General features: G+C 66.9%; 17 protein-coding genes and 1 tRNA gene. 7 read left to right on the top strand and 11 right to left on the bottom strand.

Going from position 1 to position 23,109, the window contains the following annotated elements; all coding sequences use genetic code 11:
* Window positions 1-48: 48 nt before the first annotated feature.
* Entirely contained in the window at window positions 49-417 is a 369-nt protein-coding gene (locus tag E0E05_RS01090) for a septal ring lytic transglycosylase RlpA family protein (protein ID WP_131615011.1), read from the top strand.
* Between the two features lie 27 nt (window positions 418-444).
* Here E0E05_RS01090 and E0E05_RS01095 read toward each other — a convergent pair whose 3' ends face one another.
* Window positions 445-2,367: a L,D-transpeptidase family protein gene (locus E0E05_RS01095; RefSeq protein ID WP_131615012.1), complete on the bottom strand. Its 1,923-nt coding sequence runs from the start codon at window positions 2,365-2,367 to the stop codon at window positions 445-447.
* Window positions 2,368-2,546: 179 nt separating this feature from the next.
* Here E0E05_RS01095 and polA point away from each other — a divergent pair, with 179 nt between their 5' ends.
* Window positions 2,547-5,504 (top strand): DNA polymerase I, encoded by a 2,958-nt coding sequence (gene polA, locus E0E05_RS01100; RefSeq protein ID WP_131615013.1) that lies wholly within the window; start codon window positions 2,547-2,549, stop codon window positions 5,502-5,504.
* A 122-nt stretch (window positions 5,505-5,626) separates the two neighbouring features.
* On the opposite strand, the gene E0E05_RS01105 is transcribed toward polA, so the two are convergent.
* The gene (locus E0E05_RS01105) at window positions 5,627-6,544 is read right to left on the bottom strand and encodes a LysR family transcriptional regulator (protein WP_131615014.1); all 918 of its coding nucleotides are present in this window, start codon (window positions 6,542-6,544) and stop codon (window positions 5,627-5,629) included.
* Window positions 6,545-6,664: 120 nt separating this feature from the next.
* Here E0E05_RS01105 and E0E05_RS01110 point away from each other — a divergent pair, with 120 nt between their 5' ends.
* Entirely contained in the window at window positions 6,665-6,964 is a 300-nt protein-coding gene (locus tag E0E05_RS01110) for a hypothetical protein (protein WP_131615015.1), read from the top strand.
* A 79-nt stretch (window positions 6,965-7,043) separates the two neighbouring features.
* A complete protein-coding gene (locus tag E0E05_RS01115; RefSeq protein WP_131615016.1) occupies window positions 7,044-8,312 on the top strand; it encodes a Coenzyme F420 hydrogenase/dehydrogenase, beta subunit C-terminal domain in 1,269 nt (422 codons plus the stop codon).
* On the opposite strand, the gene E0E05_RS01120 is transcribed toward E0E05_RS01115, so the two are convergent.
* From E0E05_RS01120 to E0E05_RS01135, 4 genes are all read right to left on the bottom strand, one after another.
* Complete coding sequence (locus tag E0E05_RS01120; RefSeq protein WP_131615017.1) at window positions 8,270-9,163, bottom strand: carbon-nitrogen hydrolase family protein; 894 nt, start codon at window positions 9,161-9,163, stop codon at window positions 8,270-8,272. The genes E0E05_RS01115 and E0E05_RS01120 overlap by 43 nt on opposite strands.
* A 73-nt stretch (window positions 9,164-9,236) precedes the next feature.
* Window positions 9,237-10,235, bottom strand: coding sequence for a BMP family lipoprotein (locus E0E05_RS01125; RefSeq protein ID WP_131615018.1), 999 nt, complete (start codon window positions 10,233-10,235; stop codon window positions 9,237-9,239).
* A gap of 166 nt (window positions 10,236-10,401) precedes the next feature.
* Window positions 10,402-10,719: a hypothetical protein gene (locus E0E05_RS01130; RefSeq protein ID WP_131615019.1), complete on the bottom strand. Its 318-nt coding sequence runs from the start codon at window positions 10,717-10,719 to the stop codon at window positions 10,402-10,404.
* A 100-nt stretch (window positions 10,720-10,819) separates the two neighbouring features.
* Window positions 10,820-11,701, bottom strand: a complete 882-nt coding sequence (locus tag E0E05_RS01135; RefSeq protein ID WP_131615020.1) for an aldose 1-epimerase — start codon at window positions 11,699-11,701, stop codon at window positions 10,820-10,822.
* A gap of 302 nt (window positions 11,702-12,003) precedes the next feature.
* Here E0E05_RS01135 and E0E05_RS01140 point away from each other — a divergent pair.
* A tRNA-Ser gene (locus tag E0E05_RS01140) sits at window positions 12,004-12,093 on the top strand.
* Window positions 12,094-12,150: 57 nt separating this feature from the next.
* Here E0E05_RS01140 and E0E05_RS01145 read toward each other — a convergent pair.
* From E0E05_RS01145 to E0E05_RS01160, 4 genes are all read right to left on the bottom strand, one after another.
* Window positions 12,151-12,651 (bottom strand): hypothetical protein, encoded by a 501-nt coding sequence (locus E0E05_RS01145; protein ID WP_131615021.1) that lies wholly within the window; start codon window positions 12,649-12,651, stop codon window positions 12,151-12,153.
* Window positions 12,652-13,659, bottom strand: coding sequence for an AraC family transcriptional regulator (locus E0E05_RS01150; RefSeq protein WP_131615022.1), 1,008 nt, complete (start codon window positions 13,657-13,659; stop codon window positions 12,652-12,654). It lies immediately after the preceding gene.
* Window positions 13,656-14,480, bottom strand: coding sequence for an oxidoreductase (locus E0E05_RS01155; RefSeq protein WP_131615023.1), 825 nt, complete (start codon window positions 14,478-14,480; stop codon window positions 13,656-13,658). Before E0E05_RS01155 ends, E0E05_RS01150 begins: the two co-directional genes overlap by 4 nt.
* A gap of 233 nt (window positions 14,481-14,713) precedes the next feature.
* Window positions 14,714-16,021 (bottom strand): MFS transporter, encoded by a 1,308-nt coding sequence (locus E0E05_RS01160; RefSeq protein WP_131615024.1) that lies wholly within the window; start codon window positions 16,019-16,021, stop codon window positions 14,714-14,716.
* Window positions 16,022-16,291: 270 nt separating this feature from the next.
* Between E0E05_RS01160 and E0E05_RS01165 the strand changes: the two genes are divergently transcribed.
* Together E0E05_RS01165 and E0E05_RS01170 are read left to right on the top strand one after the other, a co-directional pair.
* On the top strand, window positions 16,292-17,875 hold the full coding sequence (locus E0E05_RS01165) for a cation:proton antiporter family protein (protein WP_131615025.1): 1,584 nt from the start codon (window positions 16,292-16,294) through the stop codon (window positions 17,873-17,875).
* A gap of 104 nt (window positions 17,876-17,979) precedes the next feature.
* Window positions 17,980-19,200 carry a hypothetical protein gene (locus E0E05_RS01170; RefSeq protein ID WP_131615026.1) on the top strand — a complete coding sequence of 407 codons (1,221 nt, stop codon included), beginning with the start codon at window positions 17,980-17,982 and terminating at the stop codon, window positions 19,198-19,200.
* A 28-nt stretch (window positions 19,201-19,228) separates the two neighbouring features.
* Here the strand turns inward: E0E05_RS01170 and E0E05_RS01175 are convergent, their stop codons facing one another.
* Complete coding sequence (locus tag E0E05_RS01175) at window positions 19,229-22,969, bottom strand: CHAT domain-containing protein (protein WP_131615027.1); 3,741 nt, start codon at window positions 22,967-22,969, stop codon at window positions 19,229-19,231.
* Between the last annotated feature and the right edge of the window lie 140 nt (window positions 22,970-23,109).

Raw genomic sequence — 23,109 nt, forward strand, 5'->3', positions numbered from 1 at the left:
GCGCCCGGGTCGCTCCCCGGAAGCGCGCACCGACATCAGGGACACTTCATGACTGCTTCTTTCAAACGGGCGGCCCTCGCCGCCGCGATCACCCTTTCTGCGCTCGCAACCATCCCGGCGACGCCGGCGCAGGCCGCCGAACAGTGCGGCAAGGGATCCTGGTACGCGCTTCATTCGCGCACCGCGTCGGGCGAGATGATGAACCCTTCGCTGATGACGGCGGCGCATCGCTCGCTGCCCTTTGGCTCGAAGGTCAAGGTGACAAATCGGACGAACGGCAAGTCGGTCGTCGTGCGGATCAACGATCGCGGCCCGTTCGTACACGGGCGCATCGTCGATGTCTCAAGGGAAGCGGCCCGCCGGCTCGGCATGGTGCGGTCCGGCATCGCCTCGGTGTGCATCGCGCGCGTCGGCTGACGACCCGCGTTCGCGCCTGCCGTCCGGTCAGCCGCTGCGCGCCTTGGCCACCGTGTCGAGCGCGCGGCGCAGATAGCTGTCGCGGTCATAGACGTCCGGATGGTAGTCGACGACGCCCTCGTCGTTCGGCCAGGCTGTGAAATAGGCGACGTAGACCGGCACGGTTTCGGCGAGCTTTTCGACCTGCTCGTAGCCGCCGAGCTGGCTCGACACGTGATCCACCGACGTGCCGAGCACGGCGGCCGCCATGCCACGCGGATCCTCGAGCCGGACGCAGCCGTGGCTGTAGGCGCGATTGTCCCGCGAGAACAGGTTCTTGGCCGGCGTGTCGTGCATGTAGATGGCGTGGCTGTTGGGGAACATGATCTTCAGTTCCCCCAGCGCGTTGCGCGGTCCCGGCTTCTGCCGGACATTGTAGGGCACGCTGCTGCCGAACTGGTACCAGTTGATCGCCGACGAAGAGACCTGCCGCCCCGACGCCGTGGTCACGACATATCCGTTGCGATCGAGATAGCTCGGATCGCGGCGCAGCTTGGGCAGCATCTCGTTGACGATGATCGACTGCGGCACGCCCCAATAGGGGTCGTAGACGACATGCTCGATCTCGTCGTGGAAGAAGTAGGTCTGGTTGGACTTCTTGCCGACGATGGCGCGCATCGACAGCGTCGTCTCGCCGCTTTCCATATAGCGCACGCGATATTCGGGCTGGTTGATGACCACCTGGCGCGCGCCATACTCCTCGGGATGCCAGCGCAGACGTTCGAGCGCCAGTTCGACCCGCTCGATCCGCGACGACAGGCTCTGCCCGTCGAGCCGTGACACCGTCTTGGGACCGACGATGCCGTCGCTCACCAGGTTCAGGTCGGCCTGCACGTCCTTGATCAGCGCGACGAGCGTGTCGTCATAGAGCGTCTCGTCGGCATAGGCGGCAAGCGTGTCGGCATGCTTCTCGCGCGTGTCTTCCGACATCTTCTCGCGCGCCGCCTTGATTACCATGGGCAACGCGTCCGACGTGTCACCGGGACGGATGAAGGTGCCCTGTTCGATCACGATGGCATCCTCGGTGCTGGCGCGCAGCACATTCAGTTCCTCCTGCAGGCGGGCATAGTCGGGCTGGCGCGGCGTCAGGCTTTCCAGCCATTTCGCCGGCGCATCCGCATCGACGAGCGCCGTCATCGCATCGGCAGCCGACAGCCGGTCCTTGGTGAAGTCGTGATAGCCCGACAGCTTGTTGGGATTGACCGCGCCGTCCTTCATGTCCTGGGCATAGCGCAGCGCATGCGCCGTCAGGGTCAGTTCGAACGCCAGCAATTCGCGATAGCGCGCGGCCGGATCGACCGGTGACCAGCCGGAAGGCGGCAGGTCGACCGCATAATGGTCCGGCTGCAGGCCATGCGCCGCCGCATCGTTCACGAGCGCCGCGACAGCCTCGCCGGCCGCGTTGACGTTCATGCCCTCGACCCACAGGAAGGCCGGGTGCTCGGCGTAATGGGCGCGCACCGCGTCCGCGATGCCCGGTTCGATCGAGAGCCCATCCTGCGGAGCGTAGGCCAGCGCTTCCCGGAACCGGTCGTTCTCCAGCACCATCAGCGGCGGCAGCCCGTCCGCGCCCTCCTCGCCGATCGCACCGGTCGTCGTCACGTCGGGCAGCAGCGAAACAAGCGTGATCGTGCTGACCGCCGGTGCCGCATAGGTGTAGTAGGACGGCCCGCTGATCCGCGCCACCGGGCGCGCGGGTGCGGCGTTCGACCGGGAAGACTGGCGCGGCCGCGACTGTTCCCGTGGCGCGGTTCCGCGAATCTCCTGGCGGCGTTTGTCGCGCTTGGCGCGATTGAACAGCAACTCGTGCAACTGCACTTCCGACGCGCCCGCCGGATACGGCGTCGCGGCCCAGCCCGTTGCGATCACGGCGGCTCCGAGCAGCATTTTGCCGATGGATTGATGGACCAACACGATTCTCCCCACGATCTGCGCCCCTGCGGCGCACCCTAACCCGGTGCGCGGCGCCGATAAAGCCTGCGTGCGTCAACACTGCGTTAGGAATGATGAAGAAAGCCTGAACGGCGCCCGGCCTTCCATGGCGCGCTTTCGGATTGCCGCCCGCCGAGCGGCGCGGTAAGCCTGCGCCCATGAAAAAAGGCGATCATCTCTTCCTGGTCGATGGATCGGCCTACATCTTCCGTGCCTTCCACGCGCTGCCGCCCCTGACGCGGAAATCGGACGGTTTGCCGATCGGCGCGGTGTCCGGCTTCTGCAACATGCTCTGGAAGCTGCTGCGCGACGCGCGCGACACCGATGTCGGCGTCACCCCCACCCATTTCGCGGTCATCTTCGATCATTCGTCCAAGACGTTTCGCAACGAACTCTTCGCCGACTACAAGGCCAACCGGTCCGAGCCGCCCGAAGACCTGATCCCGCAGTTCGGGCTGATCCGCCAGGCCACCCGCGCGTTCGGCCTGCCCTGCATCGAGCTTGAAGGCTATGAGGCCGATGACATCATCGCCGCCTACAGCCGCATGGCGGAGCAGGCCGGCGGCGAGGCGACGATCGTGTCCTCCGACAAGGACCTGATGCAGCTCGTGACCGACCATGTGTCCATGTATGACACGATGAAGGACCGGCAGATCGGTCGCGACGAGGTGATCGAGAAGTTCGGCGTCGGCCCGGAGATGATGATCGACCTGCAGGCGCTGTGCGGCGATCCGACGGACAATGTGCCCGGCGTGCCGGGGATCGGACCCAAGACCGCCGCCCAGCTCCTGCTCGAATATGGCGATCTCGACACGCTCCTGGAGCGTGCCGGCGAGATCAAGCAGAACAAGCGCCGCGAGAACCTGATCGAGTTCGCCGACCAGGCGCGCCTGTCGCGCGATCTGGTGCGGCTCGACGTCGACACACCGGTCGAGTTGCCGCTCGATGCGCTCGCGCTCGACGATCAGGACGGCCCCAAACTGATCGCCTTCCTCAAGGCGATGGAATTCAGCTCGCTGACCCGCCGCGTCGCCGAGGCGACCGGCGCCGATGCCGCGGCCATCGAGCCGGCCCATGTCGAGGTCGAATGGGGCGCGGCCGCCCGCGGGCCCGATCTTGATCCCGGCGCCGGAACGGTCGGCGGCGAAAGCGCCGAGGACGCACCTCGCGCGGCGCCACCGGACCCAGCCGACGCGGAGGAGGGGACCTGGAGCCCGTCCGCGCTCGCCAACGCCCGCGCCGAAGCCGCTGCCACCGCGAAGTTCGACGCCGATGCCTATGTCTGCATCCGCGATCTGGAAACGCTCGACGAATGGATCGCCATGGCGCGCGAGGCCGGTGTCGTCGCCTTCGACACCGAGACCGATTCGCTGGACGCGATGGCGGCGAACCTGGTCGGCTTCTCGCTCAGTCACGCCGAGGGTCGGGCCGCCTACGTGCCGCTCCTGCACCGCGACGGCGAGGACGATCTGCTCGGCGAAGGCGGGCTGCTGCCCGATCAGGTCGCGATGGACGAGGCGCTGAGCCGGCTCAGGACCTTGCTCGAAGACCCGTCCATTCTCGTCGTCGGCCAGAACATCAAGTACGACATGCTGGTCATGGCCCGCCATGGCGTCGAGATCGCCGGCTTCGACGACACGATGCTGATTTCCTACGTGCTGGACGGCGGCAACAACAGCCATCACGGCATGGACGCGCTCGCCGAGCGCTGGCTCGGGCACACGCCCATCGCCTACAAGGATATCGCCGGATCGGGCAAGAAGGCGCTGACCTTCGACCGGATCGCCATCGACGTCGCCAGCCGCTATGCCGCCGAGGACGCCGACATCACGCTCAGGCTCTGGCGCGTGCTCAAGCCGCGTCTGGTCGCCGAAGGTCTCGTCTCCGTCTATGAGCGTCTCGAACGGCCGCTGGCCGCCGTCCTGACCCGCATGGAGCGACGGGGCGTCGCCGTCGACCGGCAGATATTGAGCCGGCTGTCGGGCGAGTTCGCGCAGAAGGCCGCCGGCATCGAGGCGGAGATCCACGAGCTTGCCGGCGAACCCTTCAACATCGGTTCGCCCCGCCAGCTCGGCGAGATCCTGTTCGGCAAGATGGGCCTGCCGGGCGGCACCAGGACCAAGTCGGGCCAATGGTCCACGTCGGCGCAGGTGCTCGAGGACCTTGCCGCCGAGGGACATCCGCTGCCGCGACGCATCGTCGACTGGCGCCAGCTCACCAAGCTCAAATCGACCTACACCGACGCCCTGCCCGGCTACATCATGGCGGACACCGGGCGCGTCCACACCTCCTACTCGCTCGCCTCAACCTCGACCGGACGGCTGTCCTCGTCCGAACCGAACCTTCAGAACATCCCGATCCGCACGACCGAAGGCCGGCGCATCCGCACCGCCTTCGTCGCCGAGAAGGGCCACAAGCTGGTCTCGGCCGACTACAGCCAGATCGAACTGCGTGTCCTCGCCCACATGGCCGACATCGCCCAGCTCAAGCAGGCCTTCGCCGACGGGCTCGACATCCACGCCATGACCGCCTCGGAAATGTTCGGCGTGCCGATCAAGGGCATGCCCGGCGAGGTGCGGCGACGAGCCAAGGCGATCAATTTCGGCATCATCTACGGCATCTCGGCCTTCGGCCTGGCCCGTAATCTGGGCATCGAGCGTTCCGAGGCCGCCGATTACATCAAGACCTATTTCGAGCGTTTTCCGGGCATCCGCGACTATATGGACGCGACCAAGGCGTTCGCCCGCGAGCATGGCTATGTCGAGACCGTCTTCGGCCGCCGCGCGCACTATCCGGAAATCCGGTCGTCAAACCCGCAGGTGCGCGCCTTCAACGAGCGCGCGGCGATCAACGCGCCGATCCAGGGTTCGGCCGCCGACATCATCCGCCGCGCCATGGTGCGGATGGAAGACGCGCTCGCGCACAGCCATCTGTCGGCCAAGATGCTGCTGCAGGTCCATGACGAACTGATATTCGAGGCCCCCGACGACGAGGTGGAGCCGACCATCGCCGTGGTTCGCGAGATCATGGAGAACGCCGCCATGCCGGCCGTCTCCCTGGCGGTGCCGTTGCAGGTCGACGCCGCCGCCGCCGACAATTGGGACGAGGCGCACTGAGCCCAAAGAGCCCGACAATCTCGCCGGGCCGCATGAGCCGGAGACGACGAGAAGCGACCGGTTCCTGCTTCAAGGACGATTTGCCGGCAAACCAAGAGAAGCGCGCCGATCACCGGAAATCATCACGCGCATTGCAGGTCGCCGCTCTCGATCGCCTGATAGCATCCGAGCACATGATCGGCGACGGCCCGTGAGCATTCGCCCGCATCGGGCCGCACCCGCATGCGGCTCTGGTAGGTACCGAGTTTCGGCAGGCCCTGCCGTTCGCCGAGGCAGATCAGCGGCGGCTGCACACAGGAGGCCGGCAGCGGCGCCACCGCCAGATCCGAATGCAGCGCCGCGCGCTGCGCCGCCGTGTGCGCGCTCATGTAGGCGATCCGGAATTCGCGGCCCATCTCGGCGAGCGCCTGGACGGCGTTCGCGCGCCAGGCGCAGCCTTCCTCCCACATCGAGACGGGCAGCGGTTCACGCTCCCACGCGCAGCCGCCCTTCAGGCCGGCCCAGACGAGCTGCTCTTCCATGAGCACGGTGGAATCGGCGGGCAGCGCGCTGTCGGGGCGCGCCGTATGGATCACCACGTCGAGATCGCCGCGCTCGAAGCGGGGCTGCAACTGGTCCGAATTCTCGATCACGACGTCGACCGCGACGTTCGGATGGGTCTGCGCGAAGCGGGTGAGCACCAGCGGCAACAGGCGCTCGCCGTGATCGTCGGCCGCGCCGAGCCGGACCGTGCCTTCCACGTCGGGCATCACGAACCGGGCCATCATCTCGTTCGACAGCGCCAGGATGCGACGTGCATAGCCGACCAGCAGTTCCCCCTCTGGCGTCAGCGCCACCGATCGTGAGTCGCGCGTGAAGACGGCAGCGCCCAGCAGGTCCTCGAGCTTCTTCATCTGCATCGAGACGGCGGACGGCGTGCGGAACACGCGTTCGGCCGCCTTGGAGAAACTCGTCGTCTCGGCGATGGCGAGGAAGGTTCGCAGCAGATCGATGTCGATCGGCGCCTGTGGTCGGTTTGGTCTCGGGTCGGGAACGGTCATGGCCATCTTTCAGAAATGATGAATCTAGAGGTCAAATCGTTTCGTTTGATTGAAGTAAGCATGAAGACCATTGTCCAGTCAACCGCCGTCTCGTGCGGCGCATCGAAAGGAGTTGGACCGATGACCGTCTTCGAAAGCAATCATGCAAGCCATGCCCGCCCCCAAGCGGTGACGCTGGCGCGCCGGCTGACCGACGCGGCCGCCCGCTGGCTCGACGCCCGCCGCGCGCTGGCCGCCGAACGGCGCCGGCAGCGACTGAACCGGCAGGCATTCCGCGCACTGCTCGGCAAGGAGGACTGGGTCTATCGTGACATGGGCACCACGAAGGCCGACGTCGAATGGGCGGCCGGTCTGCCGCTGGAAGTCAACGCGTCCCGCGAACTCGACCGTTTGCGCGATCGCGCCCAGATGGGGCGGTAGCCACCCTCGCCACCGCTCCCGCGTCGCCCGGCCCACTCCCGGACTGGCCGGGCGGCGCGATCTCGGTTAACGTCAACCCATGTTGACGCCCGACATGACGCCCGCGCCGCACCGCGCGCTCTGTACAGACTGCGGAGTTTCGCGTTCCTCCGATCCCAAGCGCTGCGGACGCGCCTGTCAGTTCATCGCTCCGGACTATCCGGGCCTCGAGAAGGCCGTGCACGGTCGCCCCCGCGACGGCGCCTTCAAGCCCGACGAGGTCTTCTTCGGCGTCCACCGCTCGATGGTGCGGGCGCGCCTTGCCGAGCCCCGGCCGGGGGCCCAGTGGACCGGTATCGCCACCCGCATCGGCGAGGCCATGCTCGCCTCCGACATGGTTGATGCGGTCCTTGCGGTGGCGCCCGACGCCGATGATCGCTGGAAGCCGGTCCCCATGCTCGTGACGCGTCCCGAGGACATGGCCCGGTGCCGGGGCATGCGCATGGGGTTCGCGCCGCTCCTGTCGCTTCTGGAACCGGCCGCCGCGGCCGGCCACAAGCGGATCGCGGTGATCGGCATTCCCTGCCAGATCTATGCCCTGCGGGCGCTGGAAGCCGAACTGGGCTTCGAGGCGATCTATGTCGTCGGCACGCCCTGCTCGGACAACACGACGACGGAGAACTTCCACGCCTTCCTCGCGCGGCTCGATCCCGAGCCCGATAAGATCTGCTATCTGGAATTCCGCGCCGACTATCGTGTCGAACTGCGCTACGACGATGGACGCGTTCGAACGATCCCGTTCCTCAAGCTGCCCATTTCGGACCTGCCGGCCGACTTCTTTCCGCTGACCTGCCGGACCTGCGTCGACTACACCAACGCCCTGTCCGACATCACGGTCGGCTACATGGGCGGCGAGGGCGACCAGTGGCTGATCGTGCGCAACGAACGCGGCGCGGCTATGCTCGATCTGCTGGAAGGCGAGATCGAACTGGAGGCGCCGGGATCGAAGGGCCGCCGCGAGTCGCCGGTGACAGGTTTCATGGCCAACACCGAGCGCGCCGCCGGGGGCCTGCCGCTGCGCCGCATGCCGGATTTCATGCGCGGCATCGTCGCGTGGCTCCAGCCGAGGACCGGGCCGCGTGGCCTCGAATTCGCGCGGGCGCGGCTCGAGATGAAGGCGATCGAGACCGTTCTTCACCTGCGGCGGCGTCGGCCGGCCGCGATCAAGCACATGGTGCCCGACCACGTCTGGACGCTGGTGGAGCGCTATGGCTTGCGGCCGCAGGAGGGGGAACGCGGCAGCATGCCGGCGAACCCGCCGGAGCCTCAGTCCGATGCTCCCGTTTCGCCACGCCAACTCACCGAATAGAGATCGGCGCGCCGGTCGGCGAGATTGCGCACGGCGCCGTCCCGGCGCGCCGCCTCGAGCAGATCCATGTCGAGATCGGCGAAGATCATCTGCTCGATCTGCGGTTCGGCTTCGGCGGCGATGCCGTCGCGCGCAAAACCGTGGTCGGACGGCGTCAGGATCGCCGACTGCGCATAGGCCATCTCGAGGTTCGCCGTGTTGGCCAGATTGCCGCAAAAGCCGGCCGTGACGACGTAGCACTGATTCTCGACCGTGCGCGCATGGCAGCAATAGCGCACGCGCAGATGCCCGTGCCGCGTGTCGGTCAGGTAGGGCACGAAGATGAGCCGGGCGCCCTGGTCGACCAGCCGCCGCACCGGCTCGGGAAACTCGCTATCATAGCAGATCATCACCCCGACCGGCCCGCAGTCGGTGTCGATCGCATCGCACGCCGCGCCGCCCGATATGCCCCAGACGTCGCGCTCGTCGGGCGTCGGATGCAGCTTGGTCCGCGTTGCGACAGAGCCGTCCCGCCGCGTCACGATGCTCAGATTGCACGCCGAGCCGTCCTCGCGGCGCGTCGCGTGCGATCCGCCGATGATGTTGATGTCGTGCTCGCGGGCCAATTCGCCGAGCAATCCGCGCAGCCATTCGGTGTGTTCCGTCAGCGCGTCGACCGTCGCTTCGGCGGGGATCATGGTCGCGGCGGCGGCCAGCAGTTGCAGCGTGAAATGCTCGGGGAAACAAACGAAGTCGCAGCCATATTCGCCCGCCACGCGGACGAAATGGGCGACACGGTTACGAAAGGCATCGCGCGAGGACGCCGGCTCAAGCGCCATCTGCACGCTCGCCACACGGACCTTCGGTTTCATCGAAGCGGTCTCCAAGGCAAGGGCCGCCGGCGTTGCCACCGGCGGCCCTTCATGTTCTTCGGCAAATGGGGCGTCAGCCCACCGAGCCGTAAGGGCAGTTGTTGTCGGTACGGTAGTCGTGCACCTCGATCTCGCCGGAGATGATCTTCTCGCGGGCCTCTTCGACGGCCTGCATCATCTCGTCGGTCAGCAGCGATTCGTTGTTCTCGTCGACGGCGACGCCGACACCGTCTTCGGCGACGCCGAGAACCTGGACGCCGGTGGTGAACTCGCCCTCGGTTCCGTCCTTCATCGCTTCCATCACGGCCACATCGACGCGCTTGAGCATCGAGGTCAGCACCGAACCGGGCTGCAGATGGTTCTGGTTGGAGTCGACGCCGATCGACAGCTTGTCGGCGTCGGCGGCGGCCTGCAGCACACCGATGCCGGTGCCGCCGGCGGCCGCATAGACCACATCGGCGCCCTGCGAGATCTGCGCGTTGGTGATCTCGCCGCCCCGCACGGGATCGTTCCACGCGGCCGGGGTGTCACCGGTGTAGTTGACGATCACTTCGGCATCCGGATTGACCGACTTGACGCCGCCCACATAGCCGCATGCGAAGGCCGAGATCAGCGGCACGTTCATGCCGCCAACGAAACCGACCGTGCCGGTCTCGGACGCCTTGGCGGCCATGATGCCGGCCAGATAGGAGCCTTCCTGCTCCTTGAAGACCACCGAGCGGACGTTCGGCTGGTCGACCACCATGTCGATGATCGCGAAATTGGTCTCCGGGAACTCCTGGGCGACCTTTTCGACGGCCTGGGCTGCCGAGAAGCCTGCGATGATCACCGGCGAATGGCCCCGTTCGGCGAAGCGGCGGAGCGCCTGCTCGCGCTGGGCTTCGTTCTGGATCTCGAACTCGACATAGTCGGTGCCGGTCTCTTCCTTGAACTGCTCGGCGCCGTTGTAGGCGGCCTCGTTGAACGACTTGTCGAACTTGCCGCCCAGATCGTAGACGATGGCCGGAGTTTCGGCGTGGGCCGTGGCCGTCATCGCGGTTGCGGCCAGAAGGCCAAGTACAAAGCGCTTCATTCTGACTTACCCTGTGTAACTGTTGCGGTTTTGCGCCGCGCGCCGGACGGGCGCGGCCTCCCTATGGACGGCAAAGCGCCGTCTTGGCGCGGACTTTTGCATGGGCCGTCATCGTCTGTCGACAAAAAAGCGATTCGCCATCCCGCGCGCCGAACGGCGCATGGTCCTAGCCGATGGCGGACCTTTTCCGTCTCCGCAGACGGGCCAGAAAGCCGAACAGCAGCGCAAGGCCGGCGAGCACCGCAAAGGTCGGCCAGGTGACGAATGTCGCCAGGACCGGATCGCCGACAAAGGGGTGGACCGTGCTCGCCAGCCAGTCGGCGAGGCTATCGCGGGTGCCCGGCGCGATGCCGTCCCAGCTCTCGGCGAGCGGGGTCAGGACCGGCGCGTCCGCGCCGATCGAGCGCGTCAGATCGAGAACGGCGAAGATCACCGCAAGGGCGAGGCAGATGATCGAGACGGTAACAAGGATGAAGCGGATCATGGGTGTCGCGCACGAATTGGCGCGTGCATATCGCCGCATCGCGCAAAACACAATCGGCCATGCCCGCCCCGTCGGCGGCGCGCGGCCCCGCGCCTTTGCGTCAGCGTTCGAGGGGCGTCCACCCAAGCCGCATGGAAAGGCGCAGCGTCTGTCCGGTCGCGAGTGTCACCAGCCCCGGAAGGCCCGGCTGGTTGTGCGCGTCGACGCCATGGCTGACCGGCTCGAAGCAGAAGAAGCCGCAATCGGGCGCCGGCGAGAAGACGACCGCCACGTCGAGGCCCTCGCCCGCCTCGATCCCGATCGATATGCCAGCGTCGGGCTGGATGATCCGAGCCCGGCCGTCCCAGCCGGTGAACGCGTTGTTGATCCAGCCTCGCGGCAGCAGGGCGCCGTTCGAAAAATCCCAGTGCGGCAGCTCGGAGATCGCCACGTGATCGACCGGAAGATGGTCCTCGGTCTCGGTCCAGACCCGTTTGGCGCGAAAGGCGAGCCGCGTGTCCGGTGAGCGCACGAACCATGGATGAAACCCGCCGCCGAACGGCAGCGGTGCGCCGCGGTTTTCGATGTCGAGTGTGGTCTGAAGGCCCGCATCCGAAAGCGCGTAGCGGACGTTCGCGCGATAGACGAAATCGCCCATGGTCCCGTCATGCGACAGGGTCGCCGCGGACGGGCCGGCGTCCATCACGGTCCATGCGGCCTGGAACCCGTCGCCATGGATCGGATAGGGTTCGCCATCGAGGTTGGGCGCGAGCGGGTGGAAACGCCCCTCGAAACTGAAGCCTCCGCCGGAGATTCGGTTCGAGAAGGGGACCAGCAGGTTCGAGCCCATCGCGAACGGCGCCGGCTCGCCGCCGTGCCAGCCGCGCAGCATCGGTACGGGGCCATCGCGCGTCATCGCGTCGGCACGCGCGATCGCCGCGCCCACTTCGGGCGCGATCGCCACCCGGTGCCGTTCATCGACGATTTCGATCAGCCGCGTCACGCCTCGCCCTCCCCGGATCGTTCGGTCGGACCATACCCGAGCGGCCCGTCCGCCGAAAGGCTTCGACGGCGACAGGGCTTGCGGACCGGGGCCGGCGATCCGATCTTGATTTGCAGCGCGGTTGCGCGCTAGGAGTCGGCCTCTCGTCCGGCCTCAGGGTTGGACAAGAGTGCAAGGTGAGGTGGCCGAGTGGTTGAAGGCGCACCTGCGATTTTCCGCCTTCGGCGGAAAACGCCATCACCGGAAAGGGTGCGTGCGCCCTTCAACCCGCTCGACCGGTTCGGTGGAGCGACGACTGGTAAGGTGAGGTGGCCGAGTGGTTGAAGGCGCACGCCTGGAACGCGTGTAGGCGGGAAACCGTCTCGAGGGTTCGAATCCCTCTCTCACCGCCATCCCATACGTGACCGGTTTTTGCAGCCCCGAACGGGGTCACCGGTCTTCCGTCAGACCTACCGGAACCACGAACGCATCCGCTCCGACCGCAGCAGGTATGTCGCGATGGCGAGGTACAGGACACACTCGAATGCGAATGCCGCGAACCGGTAGCTGTTCGTCATGAAGTCGAATGTCTGGATGAAGCACATCGTCGCCAGCATTGCGAACAGGACAATGACCGCGAACGGCGTGAGTTGCCATCGGGTCGCGTATCCTATCAGGAAGACCGCACCGAACGTGGTTATCAGGACCCAGTGCAGGAACTGGGTTCCCGGCGGAAAGGTCGGATTCTGAAGCGCCATGACGGGCGCCGCGCCCGTCAAATACTCGAGCATCCCGAGCACGCCCCAGCCGAGCATGAAGACCGCCAGGGCGATGATGGCATAGGTCATTGCCTGTGAGGCGAGGGCGCTCATTTGCATGTCGATATCTCTCGTTGTTGGCGTTTCGATGAAACCTGCCAGCCCCGGTTCGGGAGCGGGGATCAGGAAAGGTGGCAATGCGGCTTTGGGCATTCACGGGGGCGGGGCGCCTCCCGGTTGCGCGGGCGCGCGGCGCACGGCCTCCGGCGTCGTGCCGGTCCAGCCATGGAAGGCCCGGATGAAGGAGTTGGGGTCCTCGTAGCCGAGGAGATAGGCGATCTCGGAACTCGAATGGGCCGTGTTGCTCAGAAAATCCTCGGCGAGCCGTTTGCGAAGGTCCCGAAGCTCGGCCTGAAAGCTCGTGCCGTCCTCGCCAAGCCTGCGCTGCAGGCTGCGCGGGCTCAGGCCAAGCCTTGGCGCAATGTCGCCGATCGCCGCCCGACCGCTCGGCAGGGTTTCGACCAGTGCCGCGCGCAGACGTTCCGTCACCGAGGCGCCCGAAGGCAGTTCCTCGAGGCGCCGGCGCAGCTCGGGCTCGAAGACGGAGAAGAGCGCCGGGTTCGCGCTGAGGAACGGCCGCGCGGCATCCTCCGCGCTGAAGACGACGCGATTTGACGAACCCTTCCGGATCCGTACGCCAAAATAGGCCTCGTACGGCCGCCTTTCCGGCGGGTCCACGAACGACACCAGACGGGGCCGGATATCGACGCGCGTCGCCTTGCGGGCCAGAGACACGAGAAAGGCCAGTTCGAGCCCGACGAAATCGGGCGGCAGGTCGATCCCGGGATCCGGGGTGTGGCAGACGCTCAGCACCCCGTCTTCGGACGACACGCTCAACCGGAACGGCCCGAACAGCGGCTTGAAGAGCGCGAGTCGCTCCATGGCCACCTTCAGGTTCGGGCTGCAGAACACCGCCAGCAGCGGCGGGCTGAACGATTCCACGGGCAGCGCCCGAGCGATCTCGAGACCCGGCGCGGACTTGCCGGTCAGCCCGGCGAGCGCCGTCCACAGACGCAGCATGCCGGCGGTATCGACGGTCGGGCGCTCCTGGCGCAGCAGGTCCGCCGGCAGCCGCGCGGCGCGCAACAGGTCGTCCGGCCGGATACGCAACTCGTCCAGAACCGCGGCCCAGCCGATGTCCAGCACGAAGGGCCGGGTCACGAGAACTGGCTCACAATGAGGCGGTCGAACGTCCGGTCGCTCAGGATCCAGCGAAGAAACAGGAGGGGCCGCGCCATCTGTCCCGTCGCGTAGCGTGTGCGCGGGCGGCGTGCCTGCACGGCGCGCGCCACGGTGTCCGCAACGACGCTCGGCGGCGATCCCTCTCCGGTGGTCCTCGCCTTGTCGACGCGCCCCTCGAACCGGCCCGCATATTCGGCGTAGGCACCATCCCTGCGAAAGGTCAGGTTGCCTCCGAGGGTATCGGCGAAGCCCGTGTTGATGAAGCCGGGCTCGATGATGACCACGTCGATGCCAAAGGGCTTCAGTTCCAGTCGCAGGCAGTCGGACCAGCCTTCAAGCGCGTGTTTGGTCGCGTGATACCAGGCGCCAAGCGGGGTGAAGAGCTTGCCGCCGATGGACGAGATGTTCACGATCATGCCTTGCCGCTTGTCGCGCATCGCCGGCAGCAGCAACTGCGTGAGCCCTGCAAGGCCGAAAAGGTTCACCTCGAACTGGTAGCGGGCCGTCTCGACGGGCGTATCCTCGACCGGGCCGTACTGCCCGTAGCCAGCATTGTTGACGAGGACGTCAACGCCGCCATGGCCCTCGACAATGCGCGCGGCGACGGCCTCGATCTGGTCCTGCTTGGTGATGTCGAGGGGAAGAACGATGGCGCCCTTGTCGGCGAGATCGGCCATCTTGTCGACGCTGCGGGCGGCGACGTAGACGGTCAGCCCGTCCTTCAGAAGCCGCTCGGCGATGGATTTGCCGATGCCGGAGGAGGCGCCGGTGACGAGAGCCGTCTGATGTTTCCGTGTCATGCAATGTCTCCTGCTTGCGGTGACACCGATTGGTTCGCATGTCGACCACGACAAAGCACTCGCAATTCACGCCAAACTGCTCGTAGAATACGCCATCTGCGAACCGGGAGAAGAACCGGCTGGGCGGCGGTCGGGCCCGATCCCGTCAGCACCGTCACCAGGTCCCGCTCTGCCGATTGCTCGAATGAGGCGATCGGTAGGGTGCTGCATCGGCGTAGGTGAACGCGCCGCCGTCAGGCCGGCGTGTCGGCCTCGTCTTCGGTCTGGTCCCCGGTCTGATCTTCGGCCTGTTCGGCCGCCCACGCACCGGCGGCTTCCACGGCGACCGGGGATGCCGATGGAATGACCCCGAGATAGCTCTCGGTTTCCTCGGCCGGCGCGCTCGCGCGCTGCGTCATGCGGTAGAGCGCATAGAGCGCCATGACGACGAATGTCGCGCCAAGCACCAGCCAGAAGGCGAAGGCGCCGAAGCCCTGCATCGCCCAGCCGGTGAGCAGCGGCCCGGCGATGGCCCCGAGGCCGAAGGTGAAGACGAGCCCGCCCGAGGCCGCGGGCATGTCCTCCGTCGACAGGAAATCGTTGGTGTAGGCGAGAAACAGCGCGTAGAGCGGCGTCGTCACGCCGCCCGCCAGGAACGCGGCCGCCATGAGCGGCCATATCCCTGCGTCCGCGAAAAAGGCGGCGCCGCTGCCGGCGATCCAGCCGATGCCGCATGACAGCCCGCCGCCGACCGCCAGGCCGAAGATCAGCTTGCGGCGATCGACACGATCGGAAAGCCATCCGATCGGGTATTGCAGCACGAGAGCGCCGGTGAACAGCATCGCCACGAAAAGGGCGATCTGCGCTGCGGTCAGGCCGACCTGCGTGCCGAACACCGCGCCCATACCGGTCTGCGTCGCATAGACGCTTCCCAGAAGAAAGATGCCGACCGTCCCGAGCGGCGAACTCGCGAACAGTTCGCGCAACGACATCGGACGCGTGACTTCGACGACCGGTGCGGGCGCCACCGACAGCAGGATCGGCGCAAAGGAGATCGAAACGAGGATCGAGGCGCCGATGAACAGCGCGGCGGTGCCCGCGTCACCGAGCGTCAGAAGGCCCTGCGCGCCGATGATGCCGAGCGTCTGCGCGATCATGTAGGCCGACAGCAGCTTGCCGCGCGTCTCGTTGGTGGCCGCATTGTTCAGCCAGCTCTCCGCCGCCACGTAGATTCCCGACATGCAAAAACCCAGCAGGATACGCAGGATCGTCCAGGCCCATGGTTCGGCGAGCAGCGTGTAGGCGATCAGCCCCGCGGACATGAAGCTGCCGAGCGCGGCGAAGACGCGGACATGGCCGACGCGGCGGATCATCAGCGGCGTCAGGCGCGCGCCCGACAGGAAGCCGACGAAATAGCCCGAAGTGATGACCGCCAGTTCGGCTGCCGAGAACCCCTCGATGTCGCCGCGCAGGCCGATCAGCGTGAAATGCATGCCGTTACCCAGCATGATCAGCACGATGCCGACGAGAAGCGCCCAGACGCCGGACAGCACGTGAATCATGGTCGGTCCCCTGCGTCAGAGCACGATGATGCTTCCGGCGTCTCACAGCGCGTCTTCTGTAGCCATTGCTGCAGCGCCCAATTGCCGCCGGTTTACGACATTGCCGCCATGGCGGCTCGCTTTCGCCCGGAGTCGGACGCAGGTCATCGCCGGATTGTCCATCGCCGCAATGCGCGGTTAGGCTGGCGGGGCTCCGGATCCATCGGCGTCGGCGTGCATGTCCGGCGCGCGTTGAGATGGCCGGCGGCAACATGAAGAGGGGCGACGCGCATGGTGTTCGAGGTCTTCGCGGTTGGAGCGGCTTTCCTGTTCGGCATCGCCGTGCGCCAGGTCGGGTTGCCGCCGCTGGTCGGCTTTCTCGCCGCCGGCTTCTTCATCAACGCCGTCGGCCCGCGCTTCGGCATGCCGCCGAGCACCGGTCCGATCCTCGACCATCTGGCGCATCTGGGCGTGTTGCTGCTGCTGTTCACCGTCGGGCTGAAGCTGAAGCTCAGGCAGATCGGCGAGCCGCATGTTGTCGGCGGGGCACTTCTTCATTTCGTCGTGTCGGTCGTCATCTTCAGTCCGGTCGCGCGTCTGCTCTTCACGGACGACTGGACCGTCGCGCTGCTCGTCGGCATCGCGCTCGCCTTCTCGTCGACCGTGCTCGCCGCCAAGATGCTGGAAACCAAGCGGGAGCTTGGCAACTTCCACGGTCGCACCGCGATAGGCATCCTGATCGTGCAGGACATCATCGCGCTCGTCGTGCTGGCCGTCTTTTCGGGCGAGGCGCCGGGACCGCTGGCGCTGCTGATCTTCGCGACGCCGCTGCTCCGCCCGATCCTCTACCGGCTTCTCGACTATGCCGGCCATGACGAGGTGCTCGTGCTGACCGGCATGGCGCTCAGCCTGGTGATCGGCGGTTATGGCTTCGAACTGATCGGCCTGAAGGGCGAGATCGGTGCGCTCGTGATGGGGCTGCTTCTGTCCAACCATCCGCGCGCGACCGAACTGTCGGAATCGCTGTGGTCGCTCAAGGAGGTCTTCCTGGTCGGCTTCTTCCTGTCGATCGGCATGTCCGGCCTGCCGGACTGGGAGGCGATCGTCTTCGCGCTCGTGATGGGCGTTCTGCTGCCGCTGAAGGGCCTGTTGTTCTTCGCCCTGCTCGTCGCCTTCCGCCTCAGGGCGCGCACCGCGTTCCTGGCGGCGCTGTCGCTGACCGCATACAGCGAGTTCGGGCTGATCGTCGCCGCCGGCATTCCGGCTGCCGAAGCCTTCCTCGTGCCGCTCGCGATCGCCGTCTCGGTCTCCTTCCTGATTGCAGCCCCGGTCAACCGGCTCGCTCATCCTCTGTTCGAGCGGTATGAGGAACGGCTCCAACCGTTCGAGCGGCGAACACGCCATCCCGACGAGCAGCCCACGGAGCTCGGCGATGCCAACGTGCTGATATTCGGCATGGGCCGCACCGGTTCGGCCGCCTATGACGCGCTGGTCGGGGAGGGCAAACGTCCGGTCGGGCTCGACGCCGACACCTACAAGGCCAGCGCCCATGCGCAGGAAGGGCGCAACGTCATCTTCGCCGATGCCGAGGACAGCAATTTCTGGAACGGGGTAAATCTGGAGGGTATCGAAGCGGCGGTGCTCGCCATGGACGACATCGAGGCCAAGCTGATCGCCGCGCGCACGCTCCGTGCGCGCGGGTTCGAGGGCCCGGTGGTCAGCCATGCGCTCTACGAGGATCATGTCGGCCTGATCAAGAAGGCCGGCGCCGACCAGACCTACCTGACCATGCACGAGGCCGGACGCAGCCTTGCCGACCACGCGCTCGAGGCGATCGAAGACGGCCCGTCCGGACGCGACGGCGACAGGCCGTAGGCCGGGGCGTTTCGGATGCGCGGCTTTCCGCATCATGGCGGCGCGGCTTTGAGGCGCCGGGACGCCATGGTAGGATGAGCAAGCGGGTGCTGGGGAGGGCTGCCATGATCGGCAACGCATTGCGCAATCGGGTCGTCGCGCTGGCATGTGCGGCGGCGACCATCATGCTTCTGGTGCCCGCCGTCCAGGCTCAGGAACCTCTGCTGCTCGAGCGCCACATCATCGTCGACCGTCACGGCTGGCAAAGGCCCGTGGATGCAGCCGCGGCACTCGTTCCGGCCGACTGGAAGACGACAAGCGGCATCGACTGGATGCGCAGGTGCAGCGCCGACAAGATCTTCGATACGCGGTTCGTCACGCGGAGCGCCGATGGAAGGCGCGGCCTGCAGATGCTGCCCGGCCTGAAGCTCGACTTCTTCGACATCCGCTTCAACCCCGACGCCTTCGCGGCGCTGATCCCGGCCGTGCCGGGTACGGAAGGCATGCTGCAGGCGCAGATGCAGCAGCAGCAGATGGAGATGCAGCAGAAGATCGAGGCGCTCAAACGCCAGATCGCTGGCACGGACTGCCACTGGTCGCCCGCCATCGACGCCCGGACGATCGTGGAGCGCTTTGTCATCCCGCGGCGCGCCCCGGGCGGACGCGTCATCGCCGAAGAACCACTTCCGGAGATCGAGCAGATGCTTGCGCGGCAGGCAGCACAGCTCACACCCGTCCAGGGGTCACGCCCGTGGCAGCAGGCAAGGCGCGTCCGGATCGCCTTCAACAATGGCGGCGTGGCGACTGAAGCCGATCTCGTCATTGTCGCTTATGGCGTCGTCGCCGAGGGCAACCCGAACGACATCAACGTCAACACGATGCATACGACCTGGACGTTCCCGATTGTCACCCGCTGGGCGCCGGCCGGCGAGTTGGACGCGATGTCTTCCACCTTCGATACGATCGAGCAGTCATGGCGCTTCAACCCGCGCTGGTCCGCCGCCACAGCCAAGGTTCGCGCCAACATCGCGGCGATCGAACGCGAGGGAGCCCGCCGCCGGCACGAGATCTGGATGCAGACACAGCGGGAAATCTCCGACATGCAGATGCAGTCCTGGCAGAGCCGCCAGGACACGGCGGACCAGGCGCATCAGGATTTCCTCGATGTCATCCACGAGGTTCGCCCCATGCTCGATCCCGTCTCGGGCCACGAGGTCGACATGCCGATCCACTATGACGATTTCTACGTCAGCGATCAGGGACAGTATCTGGCCCTCGAGGCCGGGCAGGATCCCGGCGCCCTCTATCCCGATCAGGTCTGGACCGAAATGACCCCGGCTCGATAGTCGCGGCGATCGCAACGATCGGCGCCGTTCACTGCGCTCCGCCCTCGCCGACGATCATGAACGGGGCCCAGTAGGCCGGATGGCGTTGCCGGCTGCTTGCGGACGGGTCATCGAGCATGGCCAGCATCGATGCGCGCAACGCCTGCGCGCGGCTCATGTCGGACCGGCCCTGAAGCGCCGCGAACAGCCCCGTCGTCAGGCGCGTGGCCGCATCCGAATAGACCGGCCAGTGCGAGACGAGCAGGTTGCGGGCGCCGGCGAAGAAGAAGGCCCCCGCAAGGCCGGAGAGCCCTTCAGCGTCCGCCGCATCGCCGGCCGCCGTGTTGCACGCGGACAGCAGCACGAAATCGGCATCGAGTTCGAGCGTCGCGATCTCCGCACTGGTCAGGAGCCCGTCATCGTCCGAACCGGGCTCGTCGGGCGGCGTCAGAACCAGCCCCGCATTGCTGGCGCCGACTTCACCGGCAATGAGCCCGTGCGTGGCGAACGAGATGACCGAGAAATCATCAAGGCGCCCTTCTGCGCTCAGGTTCTTGATTGCCGCCTCGCTCGCGCGCTCGTGCAGCAGCAGTTCGGCATCGGCGCCGAAGACGTCCGCCGTCGCCACCAGTTCGCATTCCGTATCCGGCAGTGCGGTCAGATTTCGCAGGGCGGTCACGTCCTCAAGGGCCCCGCGCTGCGACAGGGGCAGATCGAGGCCTGCGACATCGATGGTTCTTTCGAGCACCGTGCTGCAATCGAACGCGATCGGGCCGCCGGCCTGCTGCCCGATCAGAGGGTCGCCGATCCCCAGAAATCCCGCCCGCCGTGACGCCAACTCCGCGCCCGCGCGTTCTCGTCGCAGCCCGACGAAGCTGGCGACCGTCGGCGCGACCGTCACGGCGGCCCGCCTCAGAAGCCAGGGCGCGTCCGCGAAATCGGTGCCAGGAGGAACCGGTTCGGTCACCATCAGATGAAACGGCATGGCGACGAGCGAGGAATCGGGGACGATGATCAGCGAATCGATGCCGTCGAGAGTCAGGTCGAGCGGCAGCGGCGCGAGCAGCGTTTCGTAGGCCTCATGAGCCGCCTCATAGTCGAATGCGCGCGTTTCCGTGGCTGACCCGTTCTGCGGTGGCTCATCGACCGCAAAGGCGCCGCGCTGGGTCGACGACGATGGCCCCGTTGACTGGCAGCGCGGATCGGTGAGCGCGGCCGCGCAGCGCAGGCGGCGGGCCAGCGCGCCGAGGTCTCCGTCGTGACCGATCAGGCTTGCCGCATAGCCCCCTCGCGTCAGCACGATCGCCGCGCCGGTCTGCAATGTGGCGTCGGCGTTGCGAACGGGTCGGGTGGCAAAAAGGACAAGCGCCTCGTTCGGCGCCAGCACCGCAGCGGCCTGCTCGAGCGAGGCGACGGTGTCCGACAGATGGTCCGCATAGGCCGGGAAGCGCGCTTCGACATCCGCTTCGAGCGCGGCGATCTCGCCGTCGAGCGCGTCGATACGCTCGCGTACTGGCGTGACGGGCTCTCCCGACGCCAGCGCCAACGCCAGTTCAGCAGCCAGTCCCTCGCGCCGCTCCTGTTCCGCCTGCAGGCGCCGCAGCGCCGCCGAGATCGGACGGCTGCCGGCCGCGCGGCGAAGATTGGCCTGTTCGACATTGCCGCCCACGCGCGCCCTGTTGAGCCTTTGCGCGACGCCGAAGGCTTCCGCAAGAAGCGCCGTGTCGGGGTCGTTTCCATCCTCGTTGGCGGCAATGACAGCCGTCTGCATATGGGCCAGAAAGCCGTCCTGGCGCTCGGCAAGCGTCGTCATCGGACTGTCGGCAAGCAGCGCCTCGGCCTGCCGGTAATGGTTGAGCGCCGCACGATCGTTGCCCCTGCGCGATTCGATCCTGGCCAGGAGCCCGATGGCGTCTATCTCCCAGCCCGTGTCGCCATGCTCCTTGGCAAGGTCGCGCGCGGCCTCTGCGCTCGCCGCCGCCGCATCCCAGTCACCACGGCCAAAGGCAGTGCTGACGTCATCAATTATTCGGCCAAACTCTCGTTCCCGTACCACGATCGGCGCTGGGCTGCCCGATTGCGCGGATGCCGCAGCGTCGCGCGCACGGCGGAGCCCCGGCGGTACGGGTTCGCCGCGCCTTTCGTAGATCTGCATCAGATCGTCGAGGATCGCCGTCTGGATCGGATCGTCCTCGGCGAGCACGCCCGCGGCCATCGCGCGGGCACGGGTCAGCGTGCGTGAGGCCGCGTCGAGCGCGTCCGCGCGCACCTCGAGCGAACCAAGCCGCGCGAGCGTGTAGACGAAGCCCTGACCGTCATCGGCGCCCGTCCGCTCGCTCAGCGCAACGGCCGAGCGATAGACGTCCAGCGCCTGATCGGTGCGTTGCAGTTCGTCGTAGAACGCGCCGAGCCGGGCGAGCAGCTCGGCGCGCAAATCGACCAGGGCCAGCCCTCCGGCCTCCGCGATCCGAAGCGCGTCGGTGAAGCCGGCCTCGGCCTCATCCTCACGTCCCGGCTCTCTTGCGGCCAGCGCCGCCCGTGACGCCACGGCACCGGCATGGCGGCGGCGTTCGGCATCGGTTCGCGCGGCATGGCCGGGGGAGAGATCGTAGTGGGCGATCAATTGGTCCCATGCCGCCTCGGCGGCCCGGCTACGCCCGGAGATTTCCAGAGCGGAGGCCCGCGCCTCCAGTGCCGATGTGTAGTGAAGATTATGGTCGGGTCCGATGGCTTCGGCGATCTCCGCCGCCCTTTCGGCGAGAGCGACCGAAAACGCGGCATCGAAATGCGCGTCCTGACGATAGACGCCGCTGGCCAGAACGAGCGTCTCGATCGGATGCCGATTGTCCGCCATGGCCGATGGATATGCGGCGAGATAAGCAACCGGCATGTCGAGCACCCGTTCGAGCCAGAAGCGACCGGCCGCGACGTTCCGACCGACCGCAACGCCACCCGGACCGTTCGAGCCGATCGTGAGCCGGCGTGCGATCATCAGTGTCGCGAGCGCGGCGAGTGCATCCTCATCCTCGACGAACGCGACGAACTTCTCGGCGGCGGCGTCGATGCGCCCCGTTTCGACGCTCCCGAATGCCTCCACGAACGCGGCGAAGCGCGCCTGCCTTTCAGGTGCATCGGCCGACAGCTCGGCCATGAGCTGCCGCGCCTGCTCGGCCCATGCCGTCCGCATCGCATCGCCGTCGCCGGGTGTTCCGGCGTTCGCGGCGAGCGTAGCCCGCGCATCCTCCAGCCGATCGCGCATGGGCGCGGGCAGACGCGCGAGGGCTTCCGAACCGGCGCCATCGATCAGGTCGAGCAACAGCGTCGCCCGGACCGGATCGTCGTCGGCCAGATAGGTCTGTGTCAGGACGATGAGCGTGCCAAGGCCCATAGCGGCGGCATCGCCGCGTACGCCGCCATCTTCGAGGATGGACCCCAGCACGAGCCGGGCGGCATGCGTGCGTCCCTCATCGGTCAGTGCTGCCGCGTAGCTCAGCAACGCCGGACCCGCCGGCAGCATGACGTCCGTCCGAGGCTGGGCGCGATGCTCGGCCTGCACCGCGGCGAGCGCATTGCGCACCGTCTCCGGCAGGATCGTCTCCACCGTTCCGTCGTGCCCGGCGACAGGGCTGGTTGTCGCACCGGTTTCGCTGGCCCTGCCCGTATCGACGATGGACATGCACACAAGGCAGACCGCCGCGACGAGGGCCGTCCAGCGGCGCTGGTCCTTTGTCAGCCAGCTCGCCGCGGCGGGCGGATCGGCGCACGCATCGGGCCGCTGACGACGGGTCACGGTCTGCCTCATTGCTCCCCCAAGAGGCTACTCGGTTGATTTCGGGACGATAGTAAGCTGTTATGGGGTCACGATTGCAAGCTTGATGACGCAGCGATCTGCCGGGGGCATTGCGATGAACCGGACCAAGCATGCCATGA

It is taken from the genome of Roseitalea porphyridii, assembly GCF_004331955.1.
Taxonomy (GTDB): domain Bacteria; phylum Pseudomonadota; class Alphaproteobacteria; order Rhizobiales; family Rhizobiaceae; genus Roseitalea; species Roseitalea porphyridii.